Source organism: Afipia sp. P52-10, assembly GCF_000516555.1.
Classification (GTDB): domain Bacteria; phylum Pseudomonadota; class Alphaproteobacteria; order Rhizobiales; family Xanthobacteraceae; genus P52-10.
On sequence record NZ_AZSJ01000004.1, the window covers coordinates 193,180 to 216,264 of the forward strand.

19 protein-coding genes are annotated in these 23,085 nt (G+C 61.3%); 5 read left to right on the forward strand and 14 right to left on the reverse strand.

The genetic code is table 11. The features are described from left to right. Window positions 1-44: 44 nt before the first annotated feature. On the reverse strand, window positions 45-902 hold the full coding sequence (gene purU, locus X566_RS15820; protein ID WP_034469242.1) for a formyltetrahydrofolate deformylase: 858 nt from the start codon (window positions 900-902) through the stop codon (window positions 45-47). Window positions 903-1,174: 272 nt separating this feature from the next. Between purU and X566_RS15825 the strand changes: the two genes are divergently transcribed. Next, on the forward strand, window positions 1,175-1,780 hold the full coding sequence (locus X566_RS15825) for a L,D-transpeptidase (RefSeq protein WP_034469244.1): 606 nt from the start codon (window positions 1,175-1,177) through the stop codon (window positions 1,778-1,780). A 13-nt stretch (window positions 1,781-1,793) separates the two neighbouring features. Beyond that, window positions 1,794-2,840: an amino acid ABC transporter substrate-binding protein gene (locus X566_RS15830; protein ID WP_034469247.1), complete on the forward strand. Its 1,047-nt coding sequence runs from the start codon at window positions 1,794-1,796 to the stop codon at window positions 2,838-2,840. 121 nt (window positions 2,841-2,961) lie between these two features. Here the strand turns inward: X566_RS15830 and X566_RS15835 are convergent, their stop codons facing one another. The 4 genes from X566_RS15835 to X566_RS15850 form a co-directional block, all read right to left on the reverse strand. After that, window positions 2,962-4,200, reverse strand: coding sequence for a CaiB/BaiF CoA-transferase family protein (locus tag X566_RS15835; RefSeq protein WP_034469249.1), 1,239 nt, complete (start codon window positions 4,198-4,200; stop codon window positions 2,962-2,964). Window positions 4,201-4,490: 290 nt separating this feature from the next. Then, the gene (locus tag X566_RS15840) at window positions 4,491-5,276 is read right to left on the reverse strand and encodes an enoyl-CoA hydratase/isomerase family protein (RefSeq protein ID WP_034469251.1); all 786 of its coding nucleotides are present in this window, start codon (window positions 5,274-5,276) and stop codon (window positions 4,491-4,493) included. Between the two features lie 35 nt (window positions 5,277-5,311). Then, on the reverse strand, window positions 5,312-5,776 hold the full coding sequence (locus X566_RS15845) for a MaoC/PaaZ C-terminal domain-containing protein (RefSeq protein WP_034469252.1): 465 nt from the start codon (window positions 5,774-5,776) through the stop codon (window positions 5,312-5,314). Window positions 5,777-5,864: 88 nt separating this feature from the next. Then, a complete protein-coding gene (locus X566_RS15850; protein WP_034469254.1) occupies window positions 5,865-6,620 on the reverse strand; it encodes an SDR family oxidoreductase in 756 nt (251 codons plus the stop codon). Window positions 6,621-6,843: 223 nt separating this feature from the next. Between X566_RS15850 and X566_RS15855 the strand changes: the two genes are divergently transcribed. Continuing rightward, entirely contained in the window at window positions 6,844-8,076 is a 1,233-nt protein-coding gene (locus X566_RS15855) for an acyl-CoA dehydrogenase family protein (protein WP_034469256.1), read from the forward strand. 123 nt (window positions 8,077-8,199) lie between these two features. On the opposite strand, the gene X566_RS15860 is transcribed toward X566_RS15855, so the two are convergent. The 7 genes from X566_RS15860 to X566_RS15890 all read right to left on the reverse strand — a co-directional run bounded on the left by X566_RS15860 (window position 8,200) and on the right by X566_RS15890 (window position 16,941). After that, complete coding sequence (locus tag X566_RS15860) at window positions 8,200-9,858, reverse strand: OFA family MFS transporter (RefSeq protein ID WP_034469258.1); 1,659 nt, start codon at window positions 9,856-9,858, stop codon at window positions 8,200-8,202. A gap of 50 nt (window positions 9,859-9,908) precedes the next feature. Continuing rightward, window positions 9,909-10,133, reverse strand: coding sequence for a formate dehydrogenase subunit delta (locus X566_RS15865; RefSeq protein ID WP_034469259.1), 225 nt, complete (start codon window positions 10,131-10,133; stop codon window positions 9,909-9,911). A 6-nt stretch (window positions 10,134-10,139) separates the two neighbouring features. Continuing rightward, window positions 10,140-10,958: a formate dehydrogenase accessory sulfurtransferase FdhD gene (gene fdhD, locus X566_RS15870; RefSeq protein WP_034469262.1), complete on the reverse strand. Its 819-nt coding sequence runs from the start codon at window positions 10,956-10,958 to the stop codon at window positions 10,140-10,142. A 4-nt stretch (window positions 10,959-10,962) separates the two neighbouring features. Then, the gene (gene fdhF, locus X566_RS15875) at window positions 10,963-13,809 is read right to left on the reverse strand and encodes a formate dehydrogenase subunit alpha (RefSeq protein ID WP_034469264.1); all 2,847 of its coding nucleotides are present in this window, start codon (window positions 13,807-13,809) and stop codon (window positions 10,963-10,965) included. A 9-nt stretch (window positions 13,810-13,818) separates the two neighbouring features. Then, window positions 13,819-15,378: an NADH-quinone oxidoreductase subunit NuoF gene (locus X566_RS15880; protein ID WP_034469266.1), complete on the reverse strand. Its 1,560-nt coding sequence runs from the start codon at window positions 15,376-15,378 to the stop codon at window positions 13,819-13,821. After that, window positions 15,375-15,848: a formate dehydrogenase subunit gamma gene (locus X566_RS15885; protein WP_034469268.1), complete on the reverse strand. Its 474-nt coding sequence runs from the start codon at window positions 15,846-15,848 to the stop codon at window positions 15,375-15,377. Before X566_RS15885 ends, X566_RS15880 begins: the two co-directional genes overlap by 4 nt. A 199-nt stretch (window positions 15,849-16,047) precedes the next feature. Beyond that, a complete protein-coding gene (locus tag X566_RS15890; RefSeq protein ID WP_034469269.1) occupies window positions 16,048-16,941 on the reverse strand; it encodes a LysR family transcriptional regulator in 894 nt (297 codons plus the stop codon). 326 nt (window positions 16,942-17,267) lie between these two features. Between X566_RS15890 and X566_RS15895 the strand changes: the two genes are divergently transcribed. Next, a complete protein-coding gene (locus tag X566_RS15895; protein ID WP_034469270.1) occupies window positions 17,268-18,248 on the forward strand; it encodes a tripartite tricarboxylate transporter substrate binding protein in 981 nt (326 codons plus the stop codon). Window positions 18,249-18,383: 135 nt separating this feature from the next. Next, window positions 18,384-19,532: a mandelate racemase/muconate lactonizing enzyme family protein gene (locus X566_RS15900; protein ID WP_034469272.1), complete on the forward strand. Its 1,149-nt coding sequence runs from the start codon at window positions 18,384-18,386 to the stop codon at window positions 19,530-19,532. Window positions 19,533-19,684: 152 nt separating this feature from the next. Here X566_RS15900 and X566_RS15905 read toward each other — a convergent pair whose 3' ends face one another. Together X566_RS15905 and X566_RS15910 are read right to left on the reverse strand one after the other, a co-directional pair. Beyond that, a complete protein-coding gene (locus X566_RS15905; RefSeq protein WP_034469275.1) occupies window positions 19,685-20,572 on the reverse strand; it encodes a transglutaminase family protein in 888 nt (295 codons plus the stop codon). Next, window positions 20,569-23,082 (reverse strand): circularly permuted type 2 ATP-grasp protein, encoded by a 2,514-nt coding sequence (locus X566_RS15910; protein ID WP_081740265.1) that lies wholly within the window; start codon window positions 23,080-23,082, stop codon window positions 20,569-20,571. Before X566_RS15910 ends, X566_RS15905 begins: the two co-directional genes overlap by 4 nt. Between the last annotated feature and the right edge of the window lie 3 nt (window positions 23,083-23,085).

Here is a 23,085-nt window from a genome sequence, read left to right on the forward strand (position 1 = left end):
TGCAAAAATTTTTGCAGCATCAGATGCAATCAGCTTTGGCGATGTCAGTCGGTGAAAACCACCGTCTTGCGACCGTTGAGAACGACCCGATCCTCGAGATGATAACGCACCGCCCGCGCAAGTACGCGCCGCTCGATATCGCGTCCCTTACGGATCAGATCATCGGGTGAATCGCGATGGCTGATGCGCTCGACGTCCTGCTCGATGATCGGGCCCTCGTCGAGCTGCCCCGTGACGTAATGTGCGGTCGCGCCGATCACCTTCACTCCACGTTCATGCGCCTGATGATAGGGCCGCGCGCCCTTGAAGCCAGGCAGGAACGAATGATGGATGTTGATGCAACGTCCCTTCAGCTTCCCGGCAAGACCATCGGAAAAAATCTGCATGTAGCGCGCGAGCACGACAAGTTCGGTTTGCGTCTGCTCGATCAGCGTCCACAGCTTGTCTTCCTGCGCCTGCTTGGTCTGCTTCGTCACCGGCAGATAATGGAAAGGAATATCGACCGACTGCAACCCATCGTGCGTCTCATGGTTCGAGACGATCGCAGTGGGATGCATCGCCAGTTCGCCAATGCGCCAGCGGTAGAGCAGATCGGCGAGACAATGATCGAATTTGGAAACCAGCAGCATCACCCGCCGCGCCTGCGCGCGATCGCGCATCTGCCAGTCCATCTGCAGCGGCGCGGCAATGCCGGTGAACTGCTCCCGCAGCAGGTCCAGCGATGCTGCGCCGGATGCGCTTCCGAACAGGACACGCATGAAGAACCGACCGGTCTCGACGTCGCTGAACTGCTGCGCGTCAAGGATGTTCTGGCCGTTGCTGAACAAGAAAGCTGAAACCGACGCGACGATGCCGGGCCGATCGGGACAGGACAAGGTCAGGACAAACTGGCGATCGGACATGGCGAGGACCAAAGAGCGAGTGGGAAAGCCTTGGATCGCTTCTCCTAGAAGCCGAACAGCAAAGGTGTCCATCAAAAATTCGCCCCGGCCTCGTGCGGCTTCGGCCAGTCACGACGCTGTCCGGCGCGACCGTTGAGAATATCCAATTTTGTCAATTGCAATATAGGCTTGTCAGCCTGCCGGGGATGCGATTTGCTGCCGGCCATCGTCGGGAGACGGAGAATCGGCGCCCAGGACGGGACGAACGCGACATCAGATCGAGATACCGGTACATGATCAAACTCGGACGACTAGCCTGGATACCCGCAACACTGGCCCTCTGCGCGGCTCTCCTTCCCTCCCCAACTGCGGCACAGCGCGACTACATGGGCCTGGAAGATCAACCCGGCTACGTGCCGAACGCGGCCGAGGAGCAGCTTTCTCCGCAATTCCAGCGGCAGATGGTGCTCTATCGCACGACCGAACCACCTGGCACGATCATCATCCATACCTCGGAGCGGTACCTCTATCTCGTGCAGGGTAACGGGCGCGCCATGCGCTACGGCATCGGCGTCGGCCGTGAGGGCTTCCAGTGGCAGGGACTGCTGAAGATCACGCGCAAGCAGGAATGGCCGGATTGGACGCCACCGCCGGAGATGATCGCGCGTCAGCCCTACCTGCCCCGCTTCATGGCCGGCGGTCCAGGCAATCCGATGGGCGCACGCGCGCTCTATCTCGGCACCACCATCTATCGCATCCACGGCACCAACCAGCCGCAGACGATCGGCAGCGCCGTGTCGTCGGGATGTTTCCGCCTGGTGAACAACGACGTCGTCGATCTGTTCGAACGCGTCCCGGTCGGGACCAAGGTCGTCGTCCGCCAGCGCCCAGAACTCTGACAGCGAGCCATCTATGACAATAACAAAGACGTTTCGAACCGGCCTGACCATTGGCCTCGCCGTCGCCGCAGCGATTCTGGCTGCTGCCTGGACCTACATCCGCTACGACGCCAACACGCTGCGCAAGGTGCGCGCCCGTGGCGAACTGCTCTGCGGTGTCAACACCGGCCTGCCCGGCTTCTCCAATCCCGACGAGAAGGGCAATTGGAGCGGCTTCGACGTCGACTTCTGCCGGGCGATCGCAGCCGCGATCTTCGACGATCCGACCAAGGTGAAGTTCGTGCCGCTGGATGCGAGCGAGCGCTTCAAGGAGCTGCGCGACCGCAAGATCGATGTGCTTGCGCGCAACTCGACCTGGAACCTGTCACGCGAACTCGGCTTCGGCCTGCATTTCGCGGCCGTCTCATACTACGACGGTCAGGGCTTCATGGTCCGCCGCTCGCGCAACGTCGAGGGTGCGCTCGAACTCGACGGCAGCAAGGTCTGCATGCAGCGGGGAACGACGACCCAGCGCAATCTCGACGACTATTTCCGCACCAACAACATGAAATATCAGGAGCAGGTCTTCGATAAACTCGAGGACGTGGTGAAGGCCTATGACTCCGGTCAATGCGACGCGGTGACCAGCGATGTCTCCCAGCTTTATGCGCAGCGGCTGCGTCTCACCAAGCCGATCGAACATGTCATTCTGCCAGACGTGATCTCGAAGGATCCGCTCGCGCCGGTGGTCCGCCATAAGGATGACGACTGGCTGCTGCTGGTGAAGTGGACCTTCTTCGCGATGCTGAACGCCGAGGAGCTCGGCATCACCTCGAAGAATATCGACGAAGCACTGAAGTCGACCAAGCCGGACGTGATGCGTTTTGTCGGCAACGAAGGCGCTTATGGCGAAGCCATGCGGCTGACGAAAGATTGGGCGGTGCGCATCATCCGCCATGTCGGCAACTATGAAGAGGTGTACGAACGCAATCTCGGCAGTCAGTCGAAACTCGGCATTCCGCGCGGGCTGAACCAGCTCTGGAATGCGGGTGGAATTCAGTACGCGCCGCCGATCCTCTGACGGAGCGTTCGCTCTGGTCTTCGCGACCGCGGTCGTCCGACAGATGCGATCCCGAACATGAAAAGCGGCTGCAACCTGACGGTTGCAGCCGCTTTCTCAATTCCGGATGTATCAGGGCGTCTCAGCCGGCCTGCTGGATGATGCCCTTCTTGCGCAGCTCTTCCAGCTTCGCGGAATCGTAGCCGAGATTAACCTTGAGCACCTCTTCGGTGTTCTGGCCGAGCAGCGGCGGAGCGCGATATTCGGTGATCGGCGTCTCTGAAAACGTCAGTGCATTGCGGATCAGCGACAGGTCCTCGCGGAACGGATGCTTGGTCTTCACCTCCATGCCGCGATGCTTGACCTGCTCATCCGCAAACACCTGGGCGAAGTCATTGATCGGACCAGCCGGGACGCCGACACGCTCCAGTTCATCGAGCCAGTATTTCGCAGGCTTCTGAATGAACAAGTCTTCGAGGATCTTCATCAACTCATTGCGATGCACGACACGGTCGTTGTTCTTGACGAAGCGCGGGTCCTTGGCGAGCTCGGGGTGACCGAGCACGCCGCAGCACTTCTCGAATTGCGAGTCGTTGCCGACCACCAGCATGATATCCTGATCGGCGCAGGTGAAGACGCGCGCAGGCACGCCGCCGTTGCCGGCAGTACCGCGGCGCGGTGGCGTCTCGCCGTTGACGAGATAGATCTGTGCATAGTGCGACAGCGACGCGATCACCGTGTCCATCAGGCAGACGTCGACGTGCTGGCCGACGCCGCCATTGGCCTTGCGGTGGAACAGCGCCGAGAGAATGCCGATCGACGCGTTCATGCCGGTCATGACGTCAGCGATACTAGGGCCGACCTTCATCGGTCCGGCACCTGGCTCGCCGTCTGGATGACCGGTGACGCTCATCAAGCCGCCGGCGGCCTGGAAAATCGCGTCGTAGCCGGGCCGAGCGCGATAGGGGCCAGTCTGACCGTAGCCGGTGACGGAACAATAGATGATACCGGGATTGATCTTCTTGATGGACTCATAATCGAGGCCATAGCGCTTCAAATCGCCGACCTTGAAATTCTCCATCATGATATCGGCCGACTTGGCCAGCTCGCGCACGATCTCCTGCCCCTCGGGCTTGGCGATATCGACAGCCACCGAGCGCTTGTTGCGGTTGGCGCAGAGATAAAACGAATTGTTGTTGTTCGCCTTGCCATCCGGATCGACGAGATAGGGAGGTCCGAAGATGCGGGAGTCGTCACCGCCGCCCGGACGTTCGATCTTGATGACGTCTGCGCCAAGATCGGCGAGCATCTGTGCGGACAGCGGCCCCGCGAGCACGCGCGTCAGATCGAGCACCTTGATGCCGGTGAGCGGAAGCGACATGGAATGTTTCCCCTAAGTCTGAACAGGCTGTTGCTGTTATTGGCGGGCAAGACGGGCCCAAGGTCGGTCCAAGCCCCGCGCAAGGTTCGTGATTAGCCCGTGGAATGCATTAATTTCAAGGGGTTAGCTCTGCTTTCGTTGCGGATTTCGACCAGCGGAATGCATAGCAGGCCGGTTGTCGCACCGCCGTTCCGCTCGGCGACACCAGCAGGCGCAAACACGTCTGTCCACGGACCGCCGATGCCGCGCCGGGCCGGTGCGGCATCTCTGCCATAGTGCAATGCCGTGGCTTAGCGTCCCTGGAACACAGGCTTGCGCTTCTCGACGAAAGCGCGGATCGCTTCCTTGGAATCCTCGGTCTTACCGATCTGCACCGTCATGTCCTGCTCATAACGGTAACCATCGCGAAGGCTCATCTCCTCAATGGTGTTGAGCGATTGCTTGAACAACTGCACGGCAAGCGGCGCCTTGGAAGCGATTTCGGTGGCAAACTTCATTGCTGTCGGCATCAACTCATCGGCCGGCACGCAAGCCTCGACCACGCCGAGGCGATACAGTTCCGGACCCGGAACGCGATAACCCATCATCGCCATACGCCGAACGCGGGAATGACCGAACAAGCGCATGGCGTGGCGGCCGCCGCCCATGAGGCCGACGTCGATCTCGGGCAAGCCGAGCGCCGCCTGCTCCGAGGCGATGAGAATATCGCAGGAGGCGACCAGCGCCATGCCTGCGCCGAGAGCTGCGCCATTGATCGCCGCAATCACCGGCTTCTTGCATTCGACGATGGAGTGATAGCTCTCGCGCGCGCTGCGCAGATGCTGCCGCTGCCCCGCTGGCAGGTTTGCGATGTCAGCGCGGCCCTTGATGTCGGCCCCCGCGGAAAACACCTTGCCCTGCCCGGTCAGCACGATAACGCGAACGTCCTCATCGTCCGACATCAAATCGAAGGCGAGCGAGATCTCATCCTGCAAGGCGCGGCTCTGCGCATTCACCGGAGGATTGGTCATCGTCGCGACGGCGACGTAATCCTTGATCTCGATCCGCATGAGGTTCAGCATGTCGTAGCGGCCCATGGTCGTCTCCTTGTTGTTATTGCCTTGGATCGTGATTACCCGGTGGTGCGCGCAGCCATGAGGCGCAATGGCGTATATTCCATCACGGGCGAGCCATCCTGCTTGACGATGACATTGCGCGTGCGCACCAACCCGCGGTTCGGCCGGTTCTTGCTGCGGCGCGCCTCGATCACTTCGCACTCGACATGGATGGTATCGCCCGCAACGGTCGGCCCTTTGACATCGAGGTTCATGTTGAGAAAAGCGAAGCCCGTATGCTGCGCCGTTGCCTGCAGCACGAGCCCTTCGGCGAAGCTGTAGACGAGCGCGCCAGGTGCGGGCCGCCCCTTGATATCCGACTGCGCCTTGACGAACTCGAGATCGGTGAACAGCACCTCGATCATCCCTGTGCAGTTGACGAAATTGACGATATCCGCCTCGGTGATGGTGCGGCCGACGGTTCGGAACTTCCGCCCCACTGGAAGATCCTCATAGAACAAACCCAAGCCGACGACTTCCATAGTCACGTCCTTCTCTCTTCCCACATGAATGGTCTTGCTTCAGCATGATCTCGCCCAAAAATCGGCTTCCACCTTTCCCAGATCAAGCTCACTGCATTGTCAGGCCACCGGACACGCTGATGGTCTGGCCGGTGATGTAGCTCGCATCGTCGCTGAGCAGAAATGCGATAATTCCCGGATAGTCGTCAGGCACACCGAGGCGACGCAGCGGGATCGCGCGCGCAAGGCTTTCGGCAAGCTTCGGCATATCGGTTACGAAACCTCCAAATAATGGCGTATCAGTCGGCCCCGGACAAACGACGTTGAGAGTGACGTTGTTGCGTGCGAGTTCGCGCGCCATCGTCTTGGTGAAGGCAATCACGCCGCCCTTGCACGCAGAGTACACGGCTTCGCCGGATGAGCCGACACGCCCTGCATCCGACGACACCGTGACGACGCGGCCGAAACCGCGATCGGCCATCCGCTTGACCACCACATGATGCAGATTGAGCGGACCATAGAGATTGATGCCGATCACCTTGTCCCAAAACGCACGATCCGTATCGAGGAACGGGATCGGACGATCCCAACCCGCCACATTGGCAAGCAGCTCGACCGGACCGGCATCATGCTCGAACACGTCCGTCGCAGTCGCCACGGCATCGCGATCAGTGATGTCGACTTTGTAAATCAATACGCGTCCGGGCTTGCCTCGGCACAGAGCCGCAGTCTCCTCGGTGCCGGCAAAATTCTGATCGAAGATGCCGACGGTGCAGCCTTCCTCGACGAGACGAACGGCCGTCGCCCGGCCGATGCCGCTGGCTCCGCCCGTCAAAATAGCCCGGCGGCCGGCAAGCCCACGCATGGTTCACTCCCTCAAACGCTTTCTCGAACACCTGCACGTTTCCATGACCGCCCGCAACAAGTCAAAGGCGCTGCTGCATTGCAGGCCAGCGCGGTAGCGCATGGCGCTCGCTGAAACGGAGACAAACGCCCTTTCCAAAAACGCAGGGCAAAGACTTTGTCGGCGGTGACAAATTCCTGCTATGACGATCGCGATCCAAAAGCGAATAAGAAGAGGGAGTGTCATGTCGATCGATTTCGAAATTCCGGCCGAGGCGAAGGCGATCCGTGAGAAGGTTCGCAAGTGGGTGCAGGAAGAATGCATCCCCGCCGAAAAGGAACTGGACACAAAGCCGCTTGAGGAAGTGCTCGGCCCGTTGCGGAAGAAGGCCCGTGCGCAGGGGCTATGGTGTCCGTTCATCCCAAAGGAATATGGCGGCATGGGTCTCGGCCCGCTCGCAAATGCGCTGGTGCAGATGGAGCTTGGCGAAAGTTCGCTCGGCGCGCTGTCCATGAATACACAAGGGCCGGACGACGCATCGATGATGACGCTGCTCGCCCATGGCACCGAGTATCAGAAGGAGAAATTCCTCAAACCGCTGCTCAATGGCGAAAAGCGCGTCTGCTTCTCGATGACCGAGAAGGCTTCCGGCGCCGACGCCACAGGCATGCAGACCTCCGCGGTCAAGGACGGCAACGAAAACTACATCCTGAACGGCGAAAAATGGTTCTCCTCGTCAGCCAGCGTCGCCGACATCGCCATCGTCATGGCGAAGACCGACCCGAACGCGCCGCGCCATAAGCAATTCTCGACCTTCATCGTCGAACTGCCGAATCCGGGATACCGGATCAAGCGCAACATCAAGAACATGGCGATCGAAGGCGCACACTATGACAAACTGTCGGGCGGCCACTCGGAAATCGAGATCAAGGATCTCAAGGTGCCCGCCGACAACCTGCTCGGCGGCGAAGGCAACGGCTTCAACATGGGCCAGCACCGCCTCGCCTACGGCCGCCTGCGTCACGGCATGCACAACATCGCCAAGGCGCAGCGCGCGCTCGACATGGCGACCGCCCACGTCACCAAGCGCTCGACCTTCGGCGTTCTGCTGGCTGACCGGCAGGCGGTGCAGTTCATGCTCGCCGACTGCGCGAGCCAGCTCTACATGGCGCGCTTGATGCTGCTGCACATCGCCTACAAGGCCGAGCGTGGCATGGACCTGACCCAGGAGAACTCGATCGCCAAGGTCTTTCTCGCTCACATGGTGCATAAGGTGGTGGACACAGCGATCCAGTTGCACGGTGCGCTGGGCTACAGCCAGGATACGATCCTGGCGAAGTGGTACACGCAGATCCGCTCGCAGCGACTGGTTGATGGCCCGGACGAAGTGCATAAGTGGAAGGTCGGCCGCAACGTCATCAAGGCCTATAAGAAGCACGGCACCACGGCCTCGGCCGCGGGCGGCGATTTGCTCTGATCGGCTGAACAAGCTTCAAACGACAACGCGGGCGGTCATGTGACCGCCGCGTTTTGTTTCTGTTCGTTACGGGATGCGCGAGTGAACTCGCGTATCCGATAAGGCATGATCAGACGTTGCGGCTCAGAAAATCTTCACCGCATTCAGCAGCGTGATCCAAACGCCCCAGGCGAGCGGGACGCCGACGAAGGCCCAGAACAACGCCGCCTGCACATCAAGTCCGCCCTTGCCGATTCCGAAAGAACCGGTCGGCGTGGCGGCCGCATCCTTCGCGGTGGCCGCCTGCAGTTTTGCCACCTCCTCCTGGCTCATATGCCATTTCGAATTGACCGGCTTGATCAGGTAGTTGGCGACCAGGCCGACGATCAGCATCCCGGTCAGAATGTACATGGTGCTGTTGTAGAGCTGGTCACGCGGCACACCGGCTGCGAGTTGCGCCTCGCGGATGTAGTTCACCACCACCGGACCGATGATGCCCGCCGTTGCCCACGCGGTCAGCAAGCGGCCATGGATCGCGCCGACGAACTGGGTACCGAACATGTCGGCGAGGTAGGCGGGGACGGTGGCAAAGCCGCCGCCATACATCGACAGGATGATGCAGAAGGCGCCGACGAACAGCAGCTTAGAGCTCATCTCGGCGGCCGTCGGCGCCAGCGCGTAGAGCGCAATGCCGAGCAGGAAGAAACAGTAGTACGTATTCTTCCGGCCGATGTAATCGGAGAGCGAAGCCCAGAAGAATCGCCCACCGATATTGAACAGCGACAACAGACCGGTGAAGCCCGCAGCGATGGCTGCGATCGCGACGCGCTGCTCGTTGGTGAGCTGAGCAAACTTGACCCCGGGCTGCCCGACCAGCGAGCCTGCGAAGATCTCCTGCAGCATCGGCGAAGCCATGCCGATCACGCCGATGCCGGCCGATACGTTCATGCACAGCACGATCCAGATCAGCCAGAATTGTGGCGTCTTGTGTGCGTCGTTGAGGTGAACGTTATATTGCGAGATCATCGCATTGGCTTGCGCCCGCGGCGTCCAGCCATCGGGCCGCCAGCCCGCCGGCGGAATCCGATAGCGGAACGCGCCAATCATCATGAAGCAGAAGTAGATCGCTCCCATCGCCAGGAACGTTTCCCAGGCGCCTACCGAGGTCGGCGACTTGAAAGCGTTCATCAGCATGTCAGCCAGCGGTGCGCCGATCATCGCGCCGCCGCCGAAGCCCATGATCGCCATGCCGGTCGCCATGCCGCGCCGATCGGGAAACCATTTCACCAGCGTCGAGACCGGCGAGATGTATCCGAGCCCCAGGCCGATGCCGCCGATCACGCCGGATCCAAGCCAGAGCAACCACAACTGATGGAAGTAGATACCGATGGCACCGAGCACGAGACCGCCGCACCAGCACAATGCAGAGACGACTCCCGCCTTGCGTGGTCCTGCGCGCTCAAGCCAGCCGCCCCAGATTGCCGCCGAAACGCCGAGCAGCACGAAGAAAAGGGTATACATCCAGCCCATGCTGGCGACACGCCAGTCGCAAGTCGTGGTGAACAGCTCCTGCACCAGCGTCATGTCCGGGCAGGTCTTGGTCTGCGTGACGCCGAGCGCGCGCGACAGCGGCAACCAGAACACACTGAACCCATAGGCCATGCCGATACAAAGATGGATACACAGCGCTGCGGGCGGAACGAGCCAGCGATTGAAGCCGGCCTTGGCTATAATCCGTTCGCGGTCCAGTATCCCGGCAGCCGTGCCGACATAACCACCCGCCTGTTCTACAGTCGTTGTCATCAGCTTCCTCCCCTTGACGCTCCCGACCGGCGCCTTCGCTTTTCTAAGCTTTAAGCCTTCGATCCCTCGCCTTTCAGTCGCTCGATGGCCTGGCGCACGCTGGGATCGAGCCCCTCCCCCCCTGCTGCCAAATGCGCGAGGATCGCAGCGCGCATCCTGGGGTCCCAAAACTTCTTCAGATGATCGGCAGTACCCGCGACCGCCTCGTCCTTGCCCTGGCTGGCAAAGAACTTTCCGATTTGGTTGGCCATATAGACGAGCTTGTCAGGCGACATCTGCGGTCATGTCCCATACGCCTCAGCGGCATCCGCGATCCGATGCGGGTGCGTGAAAATCTCAAACCCGTCGCTGCGTGCGACCGCAACCAGCGTGATGCCCGCAGCCTTCGCGGTCCGCACCGCAAGCGCCGTCGGCGCCGATACAGCAGCCACGACCGGCGCGCCGATGGCAGCGCTCTTCTGCACCATCTCGACCGACACCCGGCTGGTCAGCAGAACGAGGCCCGCCTCGGCAGATCGCGCCTCACGCGCGAGCACGCCGCAGAGCTTGTCGAGCGCGTTGTGACGCCCGACATCCTCGCGTACGGCGACAAGCCCAACCTCCGGCTGCCAGAACGCCGCGGCATGCACGGCACGCGTCAGCAGATTGAGCTCCTGACACGGCGCAAGCGCCTCCATCGCGGCCATGATGTCCGATGGCCTGAATGTGCGCCCATGGCCCACCCGCGCGGCCGGCTTGACTGCTTCCTTCAGACTTTCGATGCCGCACAGTCCGCAGCCGGTCGGCCCCGCGAGATGGCGCCGCCGCTCACTCAGCGCCGCAGCAGTCGTCTCGCCGAGCCACATGCGCAGCTCGATCCCCCCCTCCTGCTCGACGATCTCGAGCCTGAGAATATCGGCGGCGGTCGCAACGATTCCTTCCGTCAGGCTGAAGCCGACGGCAAAATCCTCAAGATTCTGCGGCGTCGCCATCATCACCGCATGGGTGCCGCCGTTATACGTGAAGGCGACCGGCGTCTCCTCCGGAATGACACGGTCGCCGCCGGTGACACCCTGACGGTGCCAGGCGGAGCGAACGACACGGGTGACGGGAAGCGGCATCGCCTTACTCCGCAGCCTCGATGGTCGCCGTCACGCGCCGGCTTTCCTTGGCATGGTCTTCGTATTGCTCCTGCCACAAGGTCGGACCGTTGGAGGGCGATACCTGCACCGCCGTCACCTTGTATTCCGGGCAGTTGGTAGCCCAGTCCGAGTAGTCGGTGGTAACCACGTTCGCCTGCGTGGTCGGATGGTGGAACGTGGTATAGACCACACCCGGTGCGACGCGCTCCGTGATCAACGCACGCAACGTCGTCTCGCCGGCGCGACTCGCGAGCTTGATCCAGTCGCCGTCACGGATGCCGCGCTGCTCGGCATCGTGCGGATGGATCTCCAGCCGGTCCTCTTCATGCCAGGCCACGTTCGCAGTCCGGCGCGTCTGTGCTCCGACATTATACTGGCTGAGGATGCGCCCGGTGGTCAGCAGCAGCGGAAAACGCGGGCCGGTCTTCTCATCGGTTGCGAGATATTCGGTGACGACGAACTTGCCCCTGCCCCGCACGAAGCCGCCGATATGCATGACCGGCGTGCCATCCGGCGCCCTTTCGTTGCACGGCCACTGGACGGAGCCCGCTTGCTCAAGCTTGTCGTAGGAAACACCGGCGAAGGTCGGCGTCAGATGCGCGATCTCATCCATGATCTCGGAGGGATGCGCATAGGCCATCCGGTAACCCAGCGCATCGGTGAGCTTCATCGTGATCTCCCAGTCCGCAAAACCGTTGCGCGGGCTCATCACCTTGCGCACGCGCTGGATGCGGCGCTCGGCGTTGGTGAAGGTGCCGTCCTTTTCGAGGAACGTGGAGCCCGGCAGGAACACATGCGCGTAGTTCGCGGTCTCATTCAGGAACAAGTCGTGGACGACGACGCATTCCATTGCCGCCAATCCCGCGGCCACATGCTTGGTGTTCGGATCAGATTGCAGAATGTCCTCGCCCTGTACGTAAAGACCCTTGAACGAGCCCTCGACCGCAGCATCCAGCATGTTCGGAATCCGCAGGCCCGGCTCATCATCGAGCGGTGAGCCCCAGAGAGTTTCGAACATCAGCCGCGTGGCATCTTCCGAGATATGGCGATAGCCGGACAGTTCGTGTGGGAACGAGCCCATGTCGCAGGAGCCCTGCACGTTGTTCTGACCGCGCAACGGGTTCACGCCGACGCCTTCGCGGCCGATATTTCCGGTAGCCATCGCCAGGTTTGCGATCGCCATGACCGACGTTGAGCCCTGGCTGTGCTCGGTAACGCCGAGGCCATAGTAGAACGCGGCATTGCCGCCCGTCGCGTAAAGCCGCGCCGCTCCGCGGATCAACTCTGCCGGAACGCCGGAAACCTCGGCGACTTCTTCCGGACTGTTACGCGGCTCTGATACGAACGCCGCCCAATCCTGGAACTCGTCCCAGTCGCAGCGCTCGCGCACGAACGCCTCGTTCACCAACCCTTCGGTAACGATGACGTGTGCAAAGGCCGTGAGCACCGCAACGTTGGTGCCAGGCAGCAGCGGCAGATGATAGGCCGCCTCGATATGCGGGCTGCGCACGAGATCGATGCGGCGGGGGTCGATGACGATCAGCTTCGCGCCCTGCCGCAAGCGCTTCTTCAAACGCGAGGCGAACACCGGATGACCGTCGGTCGGGTTCGCACCAAGCACGACAATCACATCGCTATGCTCGACCGAATCGAAATCCTGTGTCCCGGCAGAAGTGCCGAAGGTCGTCTTCAGCCCGTAGCCGGTCGGCGAATGACAGACGCGGGCGCAGGTATCGACGTTGTTATTTCCGAATCCTGCACGCACCAGCTTCTGCACCAGGAACGTCTCCTCGTTGGTGCAGCGCGACGAGGTGATGCCGCCGACCGATCGCTTGCCATACTTGGCCTGAATGCGTTTGAACTCAGACGCCGTGTAAGCGATCGCCTCGTCCCATGATACTTCATGCCAGGGTTCGCTGATCGTCTTGCGGATCATCGGCTTGAGGATGCGCTCCTTGTGGGTGGCGTAGCCCCAGGCGAACCGCCCCTTGACGCAGGAGTGACCGCGATTGGCCTTGCCGTCCTTGTACGGCACCATGCGCACGACTTCCTCACCGCGCATTTCCGCCTTGAAGGCACAGCCAACGCCGCAATATGCGCAGGTCGTCACGACGGAATGCTCGGGCGTACCGATCTCGATGATCGATTTCTCGTTCAGCGTCGCTGTCGGACAGGCCTGCACGCATGCGCCGCAAGACACGCATTCGGAGCCGAAGAAACTCTCATCCATACCCGGCGATACGACAGAACCGAAGCCGCGGCCGGCGATTGTCAACGCGAAGGTGCCCTGTACCTCCTCGCACGCACGCACGCAACGCGAGCAGACGATGCATTTCGACGGATCATAGGTGAAGTAAGGGTTGGATTCGTCCTTGCCCGGATTGGGATGTTTGCCACCCTCATAGCCGTAACGCACGTCGCGCAGGCCCACAGCGCCCGCCATATCCTGCAGCTCGCAATCTCCATTTGCGGAACATGTCAAGCAATCCAGCGGATGATCGGAGATGTAGAGCTCCATCACTCCTTTGCGTAGGCGCTTTAGCCGCTCGGTTTGCGTTCGCACGACGATACCTTCGGCAACCGGCGTGGTGCATGACGCAGGCGTTCCGGCGCGGCCTTCGACTTCCACGAGGCACATGCGGCAAGAGCCGAACGCCTCAAGCATATCGGTGGCGCAAAGCTTGGGAATCTTGGTGCCAAGCTCCATCGCTGCGCGCATGATCGAGGTACCCTCCGGCACCGTAACCTGTTGCCCGTCGATGGTCAGCGTGACGGTCTTATCGGCTTTCGAATGCGGCGTGCCGTAGTCGATTTCCTGGATGAGGGACATCACGCTCTCCTATTCCGCCGCCTGGAGGCCCGGATGCGCCCCGCCAAAATCTTCGGGGAAATGGGTCAGTGCGCTCATCACCGGATACGGCGTGAAGCCACCCAGCGCGCAGAGCGAGCCGAACTTCATGGTGTTGCAGAGGTCTTCCAAGACGACGAGATTATCGCTGCGCTTCTCGTTGGCGATGATACGATTGATCACCTCGACGCCACGGGTCGAACCGATCCGGCACGGTGTGCACTTGCCGCAGGATTCCAACGCGCAGAACTCCATTGCGAAGCGTGCCTGCTTCGCCATGTCCACGGTGTCGTCGAACACGACGATGCCGCCATGACCGATCAATCCGTCACGCGCAGCAAACGCTTCATAGTCGAACGGTGTGTCGAACAGCGCGCGCGGGAAGTACGCGCCGAGCGGCCCGCCGACCTGTACCGCGCGTACCGGGCGGCCACTTGCGGTTCCCCCGCCGATCTCATCGATAAGTTCACCGAGCGTGATGCCGAACGCGACCTCGAACAGGCCTCCGCGTTTGATGTTGCCAGCCAGCTGGATCGGCATGGTGCCGCGCGAACGTCCCATGCCGAAGTCGCGGTAGAAGGTCGCACCCTTCTCCAGGATGATCGGAATGGTCGCAAACGACAGCACGTTGTTGATAACGGTCGGCTTGCCGAACAGACCCTTATGCGCTGGCAAGGGTGGCTTCGCGCGGACAATGCCGCGCCGCCCTTCAAGACTTTCCAGCAGCGAGGTCTCCTCGCCGCAGACATAGGCCCCCGCACCGCTGCGCACCTCGAGATCGAAATCAAAAGTCGATCCGGCGATACGCTGACCTAGCATGCCGCCGCGCCGCGCAGCGACAATCGCAGCCTCCATCGCGGCAATCGCATGCGGATATTCGGAGCGGATATAGACGTAACCCTTGGTGGCACCGGTGGCGATGCCGGCGATCGTCATGCCTTCGATCAGCACGAACGGATCACCTTCCATGATCATCCGGTCGGCGAAAGTACCGCTGTCACCCTCATCGGCATTGCAGACGATGTATTTCTGCGCTGCATTGGTTTGCGCGACCGTGCGCCATTTGATGCCGGTCGGAAAGCCCGCGCCACCACGCCCGCGCAGGCCGGACTGTATGACCTCCTCAATCACGGTTTCGGTGCCAAGCGCGAGTGCCTGCGCAAGCCCCTTGTAACCATCGTGAGCGCGATAATCATCGAGCGAGCGCGGATCGACGATGCCACAGCGCACGAATGTCAGCCGCGTCTGCCGCTTCAACCAGGGCATCTCCTCGGCCACGCCGAGGCATAGCGCATGCTCGCGCCCATCCAGCAGTCCGGCTTCGATCAAACCTTCGATATCGGCTGCCTCGACCGGACCGTAGGCGACGCGGCCTCTGCCCGTCTGCACCTCGATCATCGGCTCCAGCCAGTACAATCCGCGTGACCCGGTTCGCACGATCTCGACCGCAAGGTCGCGTCGGGCTGCGGCGTGCAACAGTGCGTCCGCCACCGCGTCAGCACCGACGGCGATCGCGCCGGCATCGCCCGGGATGAAGATACGCACCGTCATTGCTGCGCCTCCATTACGAGGGCATCGAGGCGCTTGTCATCAAGGCGACCAACCACGCGGCCATCCAGCATCGCCGACGGCGCCGTGGCGCACAGGCCGAGACAATAGACCGGCTCCAGCGTCACGCGCTGATCGGCTGTGGTCTCTCCGATTGCCACTCCGAGTTTTGATTCGGCGCGCGCGACGAGATGCTCGCCGCCTGCTGCCTGACAGGCCTCGGCCCGGCAGAGTTTCAAGACGCGCCGGCCGGCCGGCTTGTCGCGCAGGTCATGATAGAAGCTGAAGACCCCGTGGACCTCCGCCCGAGACAGGTTAAGCGCTTGCGCCACCATCGGAATCGCCGCCTCGGGCACGTAGCCGAACGCGTTCTGCAAGGCCTGCAAAATCAGCAGGGTGGGACCTTCGCGCCCCGCATGTTGGGCGATAATCGCCGCAGCCTGGTTCGGTTCCCAATCTCTGACTGTCGTCATTCCGCGCGCTCAGCAAAATCATGCCCTTGCGCGGGATGAGAATAAGAATAGGTCCAGAAATCAATAAAGCAGTCTCATGCGGCGATCCGGAATCGCAATCGACAGGCCTTCAATCGATAGATTTTTCCTATTGACCTATTTGAAAGAGACAATACAAGCCCCGGCAATGGTGCATGGCTACGCTTTTCCGTAGGCCCCTTTATGCATCGAGCACCGGAGCAATTTCCTTCACAGTTTGCACCAGCGCGGAAATCAGCGGCGTCATCGGATTGCGTGGCAGGATCACGAGACCGATCCTGTAGGTGACGTCAGGCTCGACAATCGGAATTGCGCGGATCGCATCGGGCAAACCGAGCGTGTCGGCAAGCTTCGCCGGCATGACGCTCGCCCAGCGCCCGGTCTTCACATGGGTATACAGGACGATCACCGAGTTCGAAGACAACGTCGGCTGCGCCTCGGCGCCGACGGAACGCAATACGCGGTCGATGATCCGGCGATTTTGCATGTCCGGCGTCAGCAGGCATAGCGGCACCTGGCCGACCTCCTTCCAGGTCACCACATCGCGATCACCAAACTGCCCGTCCGGTGACGTCAGCAGCCGGTAGCTCTCGCGATAAAGCGGCACCGTCTCGACCTTTCCGATCGGCTCGTTATCGAGGTAGGTCAACCCGGCATCCACCTCCAGATTCTCTAACAGCGCGAGCGTCTCGATCGACGTGCATGACAGAATCTCGAAACGCACGTCCGGATGCTTGGCCCGAAACGGAGTCGTCAGCGACGCGACCATGCCGAGAACGGTAGGGATCACCGCGAGCCGGATCTCGCCGGTCAGACCATGCTTCAGCGCGTTGATCTCCTGCCTCATCGCCCGCGAGTCGGCGACGATGCGCCGTGCCCAATCAAGCGTACGCTCGCCCTCCGGCGTGAAGCCTAGAAAGCGTGAGCCGCGCTGGACCAGCATCACACCGAGGATTTCTTCCAGCTGCTTGATGCCAGTGGACATCGTCGGCTGCGTGACGCCGCACGCCTCGGCGGCGCGGCCGAAGTGACGTTCCCGCGCCAACGCGAGCAGCATTTCGAGCTTGTCGATCACGGCTCGCTCCGCCGCAATGCAAGCGGACGACGAGTACGCTGGCTCTTCCACGAAACCGCGTGGTCGATCGGACCTGTTTTCAAGAGAACGCACTCCTGTTGGGCGCCGGTGCATATTCCGACATGCTGCGTGACGTTATCCGCAGCGCTGCCGAGAAATTCAACCGCGACATTGGTTCTGTATGACGCGGCGCGTCATCACCCCAGGAGCACCGCGACAGTAAAACGGTGGCGCGACATCTTTGCCTCCACTAGCATTCGCAATCGGACCACCAGGGAGAAGCGGTCAACGTTACAAACGACGATAACAAAAACAGGGAGGTTTGCATGACTATGCTCTACACCCGCTCGGCCTTTGCCGTTGCGCTCTCGGTCGCTCTGTCATCGACATTTGCTGCGGCGCAAGATTATCCCAACCGGCCGATCACATGGGTTAACGGCGGAACTCCGGGAAGCGTTACTGATATCGGCTCGCGCACCTATGCCAAAGTCCTCACTGAAATCCTCGGCCAATCGTTGATCATCGAGAACAAGCCGGGCGCCGGCGGCATCATCTCCACCGAACATGTGGCGCATGCAAAGCCCGACGGTTACACCATCCTCAACGGCACCAGTGGCCCGTTCGGCTCCTACCCCTCGCTCTACAAGAAGCTCACCTTCGACCCGTTGAAAGATTTCATACCGGTGCACGGGCTGTCAGAATCGCCGATGATCATGATCGTCCGGCCGAACAGTCCCTTCCGCAAGCTCAGCGATTTGATCGACTACGCCAGAAAGCACCCGGAAAAGCTCAATTACAGCACCACCGGACTTGGAGCCGGCTCGCACCTGCTGATGGAAATGCTGCAGCAGGCTGCCAACGTCAAAACGACTGTCGTTCCCTACAAGGGATCGGCACAGCAGATCACCGATCTGATGGGTGGCAATATCGATCTCGTGCTCGACTATTCGGTGGTGGTCACGCCGCTCATCACCTCCGGCCAGGTTATCCCCATCGCCGTCACCGGCCGCAAACGATTGAAGCATCTGCCGGAGATCGCCACGATCCAGGAACAAGGCTATCCGGACGTCTGGCTGACGGCCTGGTCCTCCGTGCTTGCTCCCGCAGGCACGCCACCTGATGTGATCGACAAGCTCGCCAATGCATTCGAGCAGATGCTGAAGGATCCAAGCATCCAGAAGTATGCGGATGACAACGGCGCCAATCTGATGGTCGGCCTGAAGAAGGAAGCCTTCCGCGACTTCATCGTGCAGGACATGGCAAAATTGAAGACTGTGGTCGAGAAAGCAAACATTCGTCTCGATTGATCGGACCAACACCACTCGTGCTTCCGGCTCCGCCGCACCGCCATGGCGTCGCCGGAACACATGAATGCCAACCGCACGCGGCAGACCTGCAGTGCATCAGCTTGCAGTGCAGCGCTCGTGCCGTAACAATCGTCGATGATGAAGATCACTGAAATCCGCGGGTTCCACCTGAGCTTCCCGCTTGCCGAACCACAGGGCAATGCGCTGACGTTCTTCCGCAAGCGCGACGCGCTGCTGGTGCAGATCGTCACCGATTCCGGGCTCTCCGGCTGGGGAGAAGCCGGCAATTCTCCCCATGCGGCCGGGGCTTTCATCCGCACACGCCTGGCGGCGCTCGTGCTCGGCCAATCGCCCGCCGATTTCGGCAGACACTATCTGACCATGTGCGCAGCACTCGGCTACGATCGACGGGGCGCCGGAATGATGGGGATTTCCGCCATCGACATGGCGCTCCACGATCTGGCCGCCCGAATGTATGGCATCAGCGTCGCAACCCTCTTGGGCGGTGCGGTGCGGGGCAAGCTGTTCGCCTACGCAAGCGGGCCCTTTTTTCGCGAAGGCTCCGATCCCTATCATGCATACGACCGCGAAGCGGAAGGCTATCTGAAGAAGCATTTCAAAGCCTTGAAGCCACGCGCCGGGTTCACGCCGCATGCAGATGGCGCCATGGCGATGGGGCTGCGCCGCATGATCGGCAAGGATTCGGCGCTGATGGTGGACATCAATCAAGGCTATACCGCCCATGCGGCCATTCAATCCGCCAGGCGTATGGAAGAGGCTGGTCTGCTTTGGATCGAGGAACCCGTCCAGCCTGAGGACATCGGCGGCTATCAGACTGTCGCGCGCGCTGTGCCGCAAGCGATCGCTGGCGGCGAAGCGCTGGGCAACGTCCGCGCGTTCCGCGAATTCCTGGCCGCAAATACCCTCGCAGTCTTACAACCCGACCTATCTGTCTGCGGCGGTTATAGTGGCTTGCGGGAGATCGCAGCGCTGGCACGCGCTTACGATGTTCCCGTCATGCCGCATGTGTTCGGAACAACCGTGAATTTCCATGCGTCGATGCAGATGGCAGCGATCCTGGAAGGTAAGCGCGGTGGCGGTCCCGCGCCTTATCCGTTCATTGAATACGATATGATGGACAACCCACTGCTACAGCTCTGTCCGCCACCGCCGCTCGATGCAGACGGCACACTTTCCGTTCCGGATGGACCTGGCACAGGCCTCGAGCTGTCGCCACAAAGGCTCGATCCATGGATCGTCGGGCGCTGGGCGGAAATCTTGTAGGCCGCAGAGCATGATCCCAGGCGAACATGCGTCGATCGGAAGCAAGCTCTGCTAAAGCGCGATGAGATTTCGATGAATTATCCTCGCGCTTTAGCCCATTGTTTAAGCATGATCTTTTCGGAAAACCGCTTCACACTTTTCCGGATCATGCTTTAGCGCTCGCAGGCGGTTTGAACCGGCACCACATCGACGCCGACCTCGAGCTCCTGGGCCCCCGACCCAACGAATACGCCATAAACTGGCGAGACATCGGAGAAGTCGCGTCCGACGGCGAGAACAATGTGATCGTTGCCGATGTCGATTGCATTGGTCGGATCAATCCCGAACCAGCCGATGTCATCACCGCACCATACCGATACCCAGGCGTGGGTCGCATCGGCCCCTTCCAGTCTCGCCTGCCCGGCTGGCGGCATCGTGCGGATGTATCCGCTGACATAGGCCGCCGGCAAACCAAGACCGCGCAGGCCCGCGATCATGATATGCGCGAAATCCTGGCACACGCCACGCCGCCGCGCGAAAGCCTCGTCCAAGGGTGTCGAAACATCGGTGACCTGCGGTGAATAGGCGAAATCAGCGCGAATGCGCCGGGCCAAATCGCGCGCGCCTTCGACGATCGACCGTCCCGGAGGAAAACTCCCCGCCGCGTAGTCTGTCACCGGCGCGGACAGCGCCACATGTGGACTGGCGAAGAGGAAATGAGCTGGTGCCTCCGCATCGAGCGAACGCACAGCGACAGCCTGATCGACGATCTGCGTCCATGCCGGCGCCGCAACAGGTGGCGCTGCTCGCGAGACCTCCACACGTGCTTGCGCCTCGATGGTCAGGCTAACAAGTCCAGTCTCGATCGTTGCCATCGTTACGGTATTGCCGAAAAAATCCTGCTCTACCCGTAGCGTTGCAGGCGGCGGATCGATCACTAACGCATGATCCAGACGATGCTGCCCGAAGCCCGAGCGCGGTGTGACCCGCAAAGACAGGGTCGCCGACGAAATCGGCACCTCATACGCATAGTTCGTGACATGACGGAGATCGTAAATCACGCAAGCCCGCTCGCACTCTTTGATTTTAGACCTTCGGGCCGTTGCAGAAAGTATCGCGCAGCGACGGCGTCAGCGAAACCCGTCAGCTTCTGTTCGAAGGCAAGGATCATCGGCACATCGACCTTGCGGGCCGACGTGCTGGCGATCTCGCCACTGAACAGCTCGATGATCCGCTTCGGCTCCTCAGGTAAGCCATCGTCGTTCAGCGACGGAAGCGTAGCCAGATGCATGCGGATCTGATCGACCTGGAAGCTCGTCGAACGCGGATTGAATGGATCGAGCAGCACCATGTCGAGCACCGGCGCGAGCGCGACGCCGGTCAGATAACGCGATCGGTAGGTGATCTGCGAGTCGATCAGATCGAGCAGAATGTCTAGGTCGTCGGCGCTGGCCTTATCGCCCCCGAAACTGCGCGCGAACCGGCAGGTGTTGATCGCACGCTCGATCCGGCGGCCCATGTCGAGAAATCGCCAGCCGGCGACGCGGTTGACGTTTTCCTGCGCCAGGCCGGAGATTGCCGCTAGCGACACCACCCCTTGATCCGCCACCTCGAACGCCTCAGCAAAGTTCGAAACCGAGCGTCCGCGCATGCCGAGCAACTGGTCGAGACTGCTGATAAGCTTGAAACTGTCGACCGACAATCGCTCGCGGATCACCGAGCCGGCGCCATACGCCATCCGGACATTGGAGAGCGCGGAACCATAATCACGCTCGGAAGCGAGCGCGTTGCGCGCGACCGACAGCAAATCATCGTCAGGGGAATCTTCGGGCGTCGTTCCCCAGGCAATCAACAGCCGGCCGAGTCGCCGCAACGCATCCCGACCATCGCTGCTCATCAGATCCGGTTCTAGACTGCGCGAACACAAGCAGCGTACGATTCGGAGCACGGCTTCGGCCCGCTCCAGATAGCGGCCGTACCAGAAGAGATTGTCAGCCGCGCGGCTCGGCAGATTGCCGAGAATTCGTCGAATGCTGACATCCTCTTCGGATGGCAACAGTGTTTCCAGCACGACCGGTTCCTCGGAGAGCACCCACACATCCGCGGATTTCACCCCTTCGCCGATGCTGACAGCCCGCGCATCGGCCGTCTCCGAAATCAAGCAAAAACCACCGGGCATCACCTGCCACCCGTCGGCCGTTGCTGCCGCATACACGCGCAACACGAACGGGCGCGGCTGCAGCCGGCCGCTTTCCCACACCGGCGTCGTCGACAAGCGAACGACCTCATGTCCCACAAAATCGACGCCGCGCGCAGCGATCGCAGCCCGCAAGCGCTGCAGATCGTCAGGCGGCATCTCTCCGGGGAGAAGCACATGCTGTTCGGTTTCAAAGCCCGGGACCCGATCGACAAACGCACCGGCAACCGACATCGTCTGCAGATCCGCCAGAACACACGCGCGGGCGTCCGCCTGCCCGCACCACCAGGTCGCGATGTTGGGCATGGCGAGGTCCTCGCCAAGGAGGTGACGGCAGACGGATGGCAGAAATCCCAGCAAGGCGCGAGACTCGATGAAGCCCGTACCCGGCATGTTGGCCACCACGGTATTACCGTCGCGGATCGCTGACAGCAGACGCGGCACACCAAGGCGGGATGCGCCATTCAACTCGATCGGATCGACGTAATCGGCATCCACGCGCCGCCACAGCACATCGGCCCGCTTCAGCCCGGCAATGGTGCGGACATGCACCTGGCCACCGTGAACGACGAGATCGTCGCCTTCGACGAGCAGGAAGCCGAGATACTTCGCCAGATACGACTGTTCGAAATAGGTGGCGCTATAGGAGCCCGGCGTCATCAGGCAGATACGCGGCTGCGAGCGCTCCGCCATGGCTTTCAGCCCATTGCGAAACTCTCGGAAGAAGGGCGCCAATCGCTGCACGTTCATCTGCTGATAGGTCGCGGAATAGGCGCTTGAAATGGCAAGCCGGTTTTCCAGAGCGTAGCCTGCGCCGGGCGGCGCCTGCGCACGATCGTTCAACACCCACCAGCGCCCATCGGGACCGCGCGCGATGTCGGCGGCATAAAGATGCATCCAGCGTCCGCCGGGCGGTGTTACGCCCACCATCGGCCGCAGAAACTCCGGACTGCCGGCAACGACCGCGGCGGGCAGGACTCCATCTGAGATGAGATAAGCCGGCCCGTAGATGTCGGCGAGCAGCGCTTCCAGCAACGAGGCCCGCTGAACGATGCTTGCCGAGATATCTGCCCAGTCCCGCTCCTCGATCAGCAGGGGAAGCCCGCTGAGAGGCCAGGTCCGCTCCTTCGCCTCACCACGCACGCGATAGGAAATACCCAGATCGCGGATATGCCGCTCGGCAACACCGAGCGAACGATCGATATCGCTGGCGGCAACCAATTCCATCCAGCGCCGCCACTGCGATCTTGGCAGACCGTCCGTGCCAAGGAACTCATCCGGTACACCGGGCAAAGCCTTATAATCCGCAAAGGCTGCGGCCCAGCCGTCATCAATCGTCACCGGCGTCGTCATGCCACTCGTGGCGGATGTCATAGA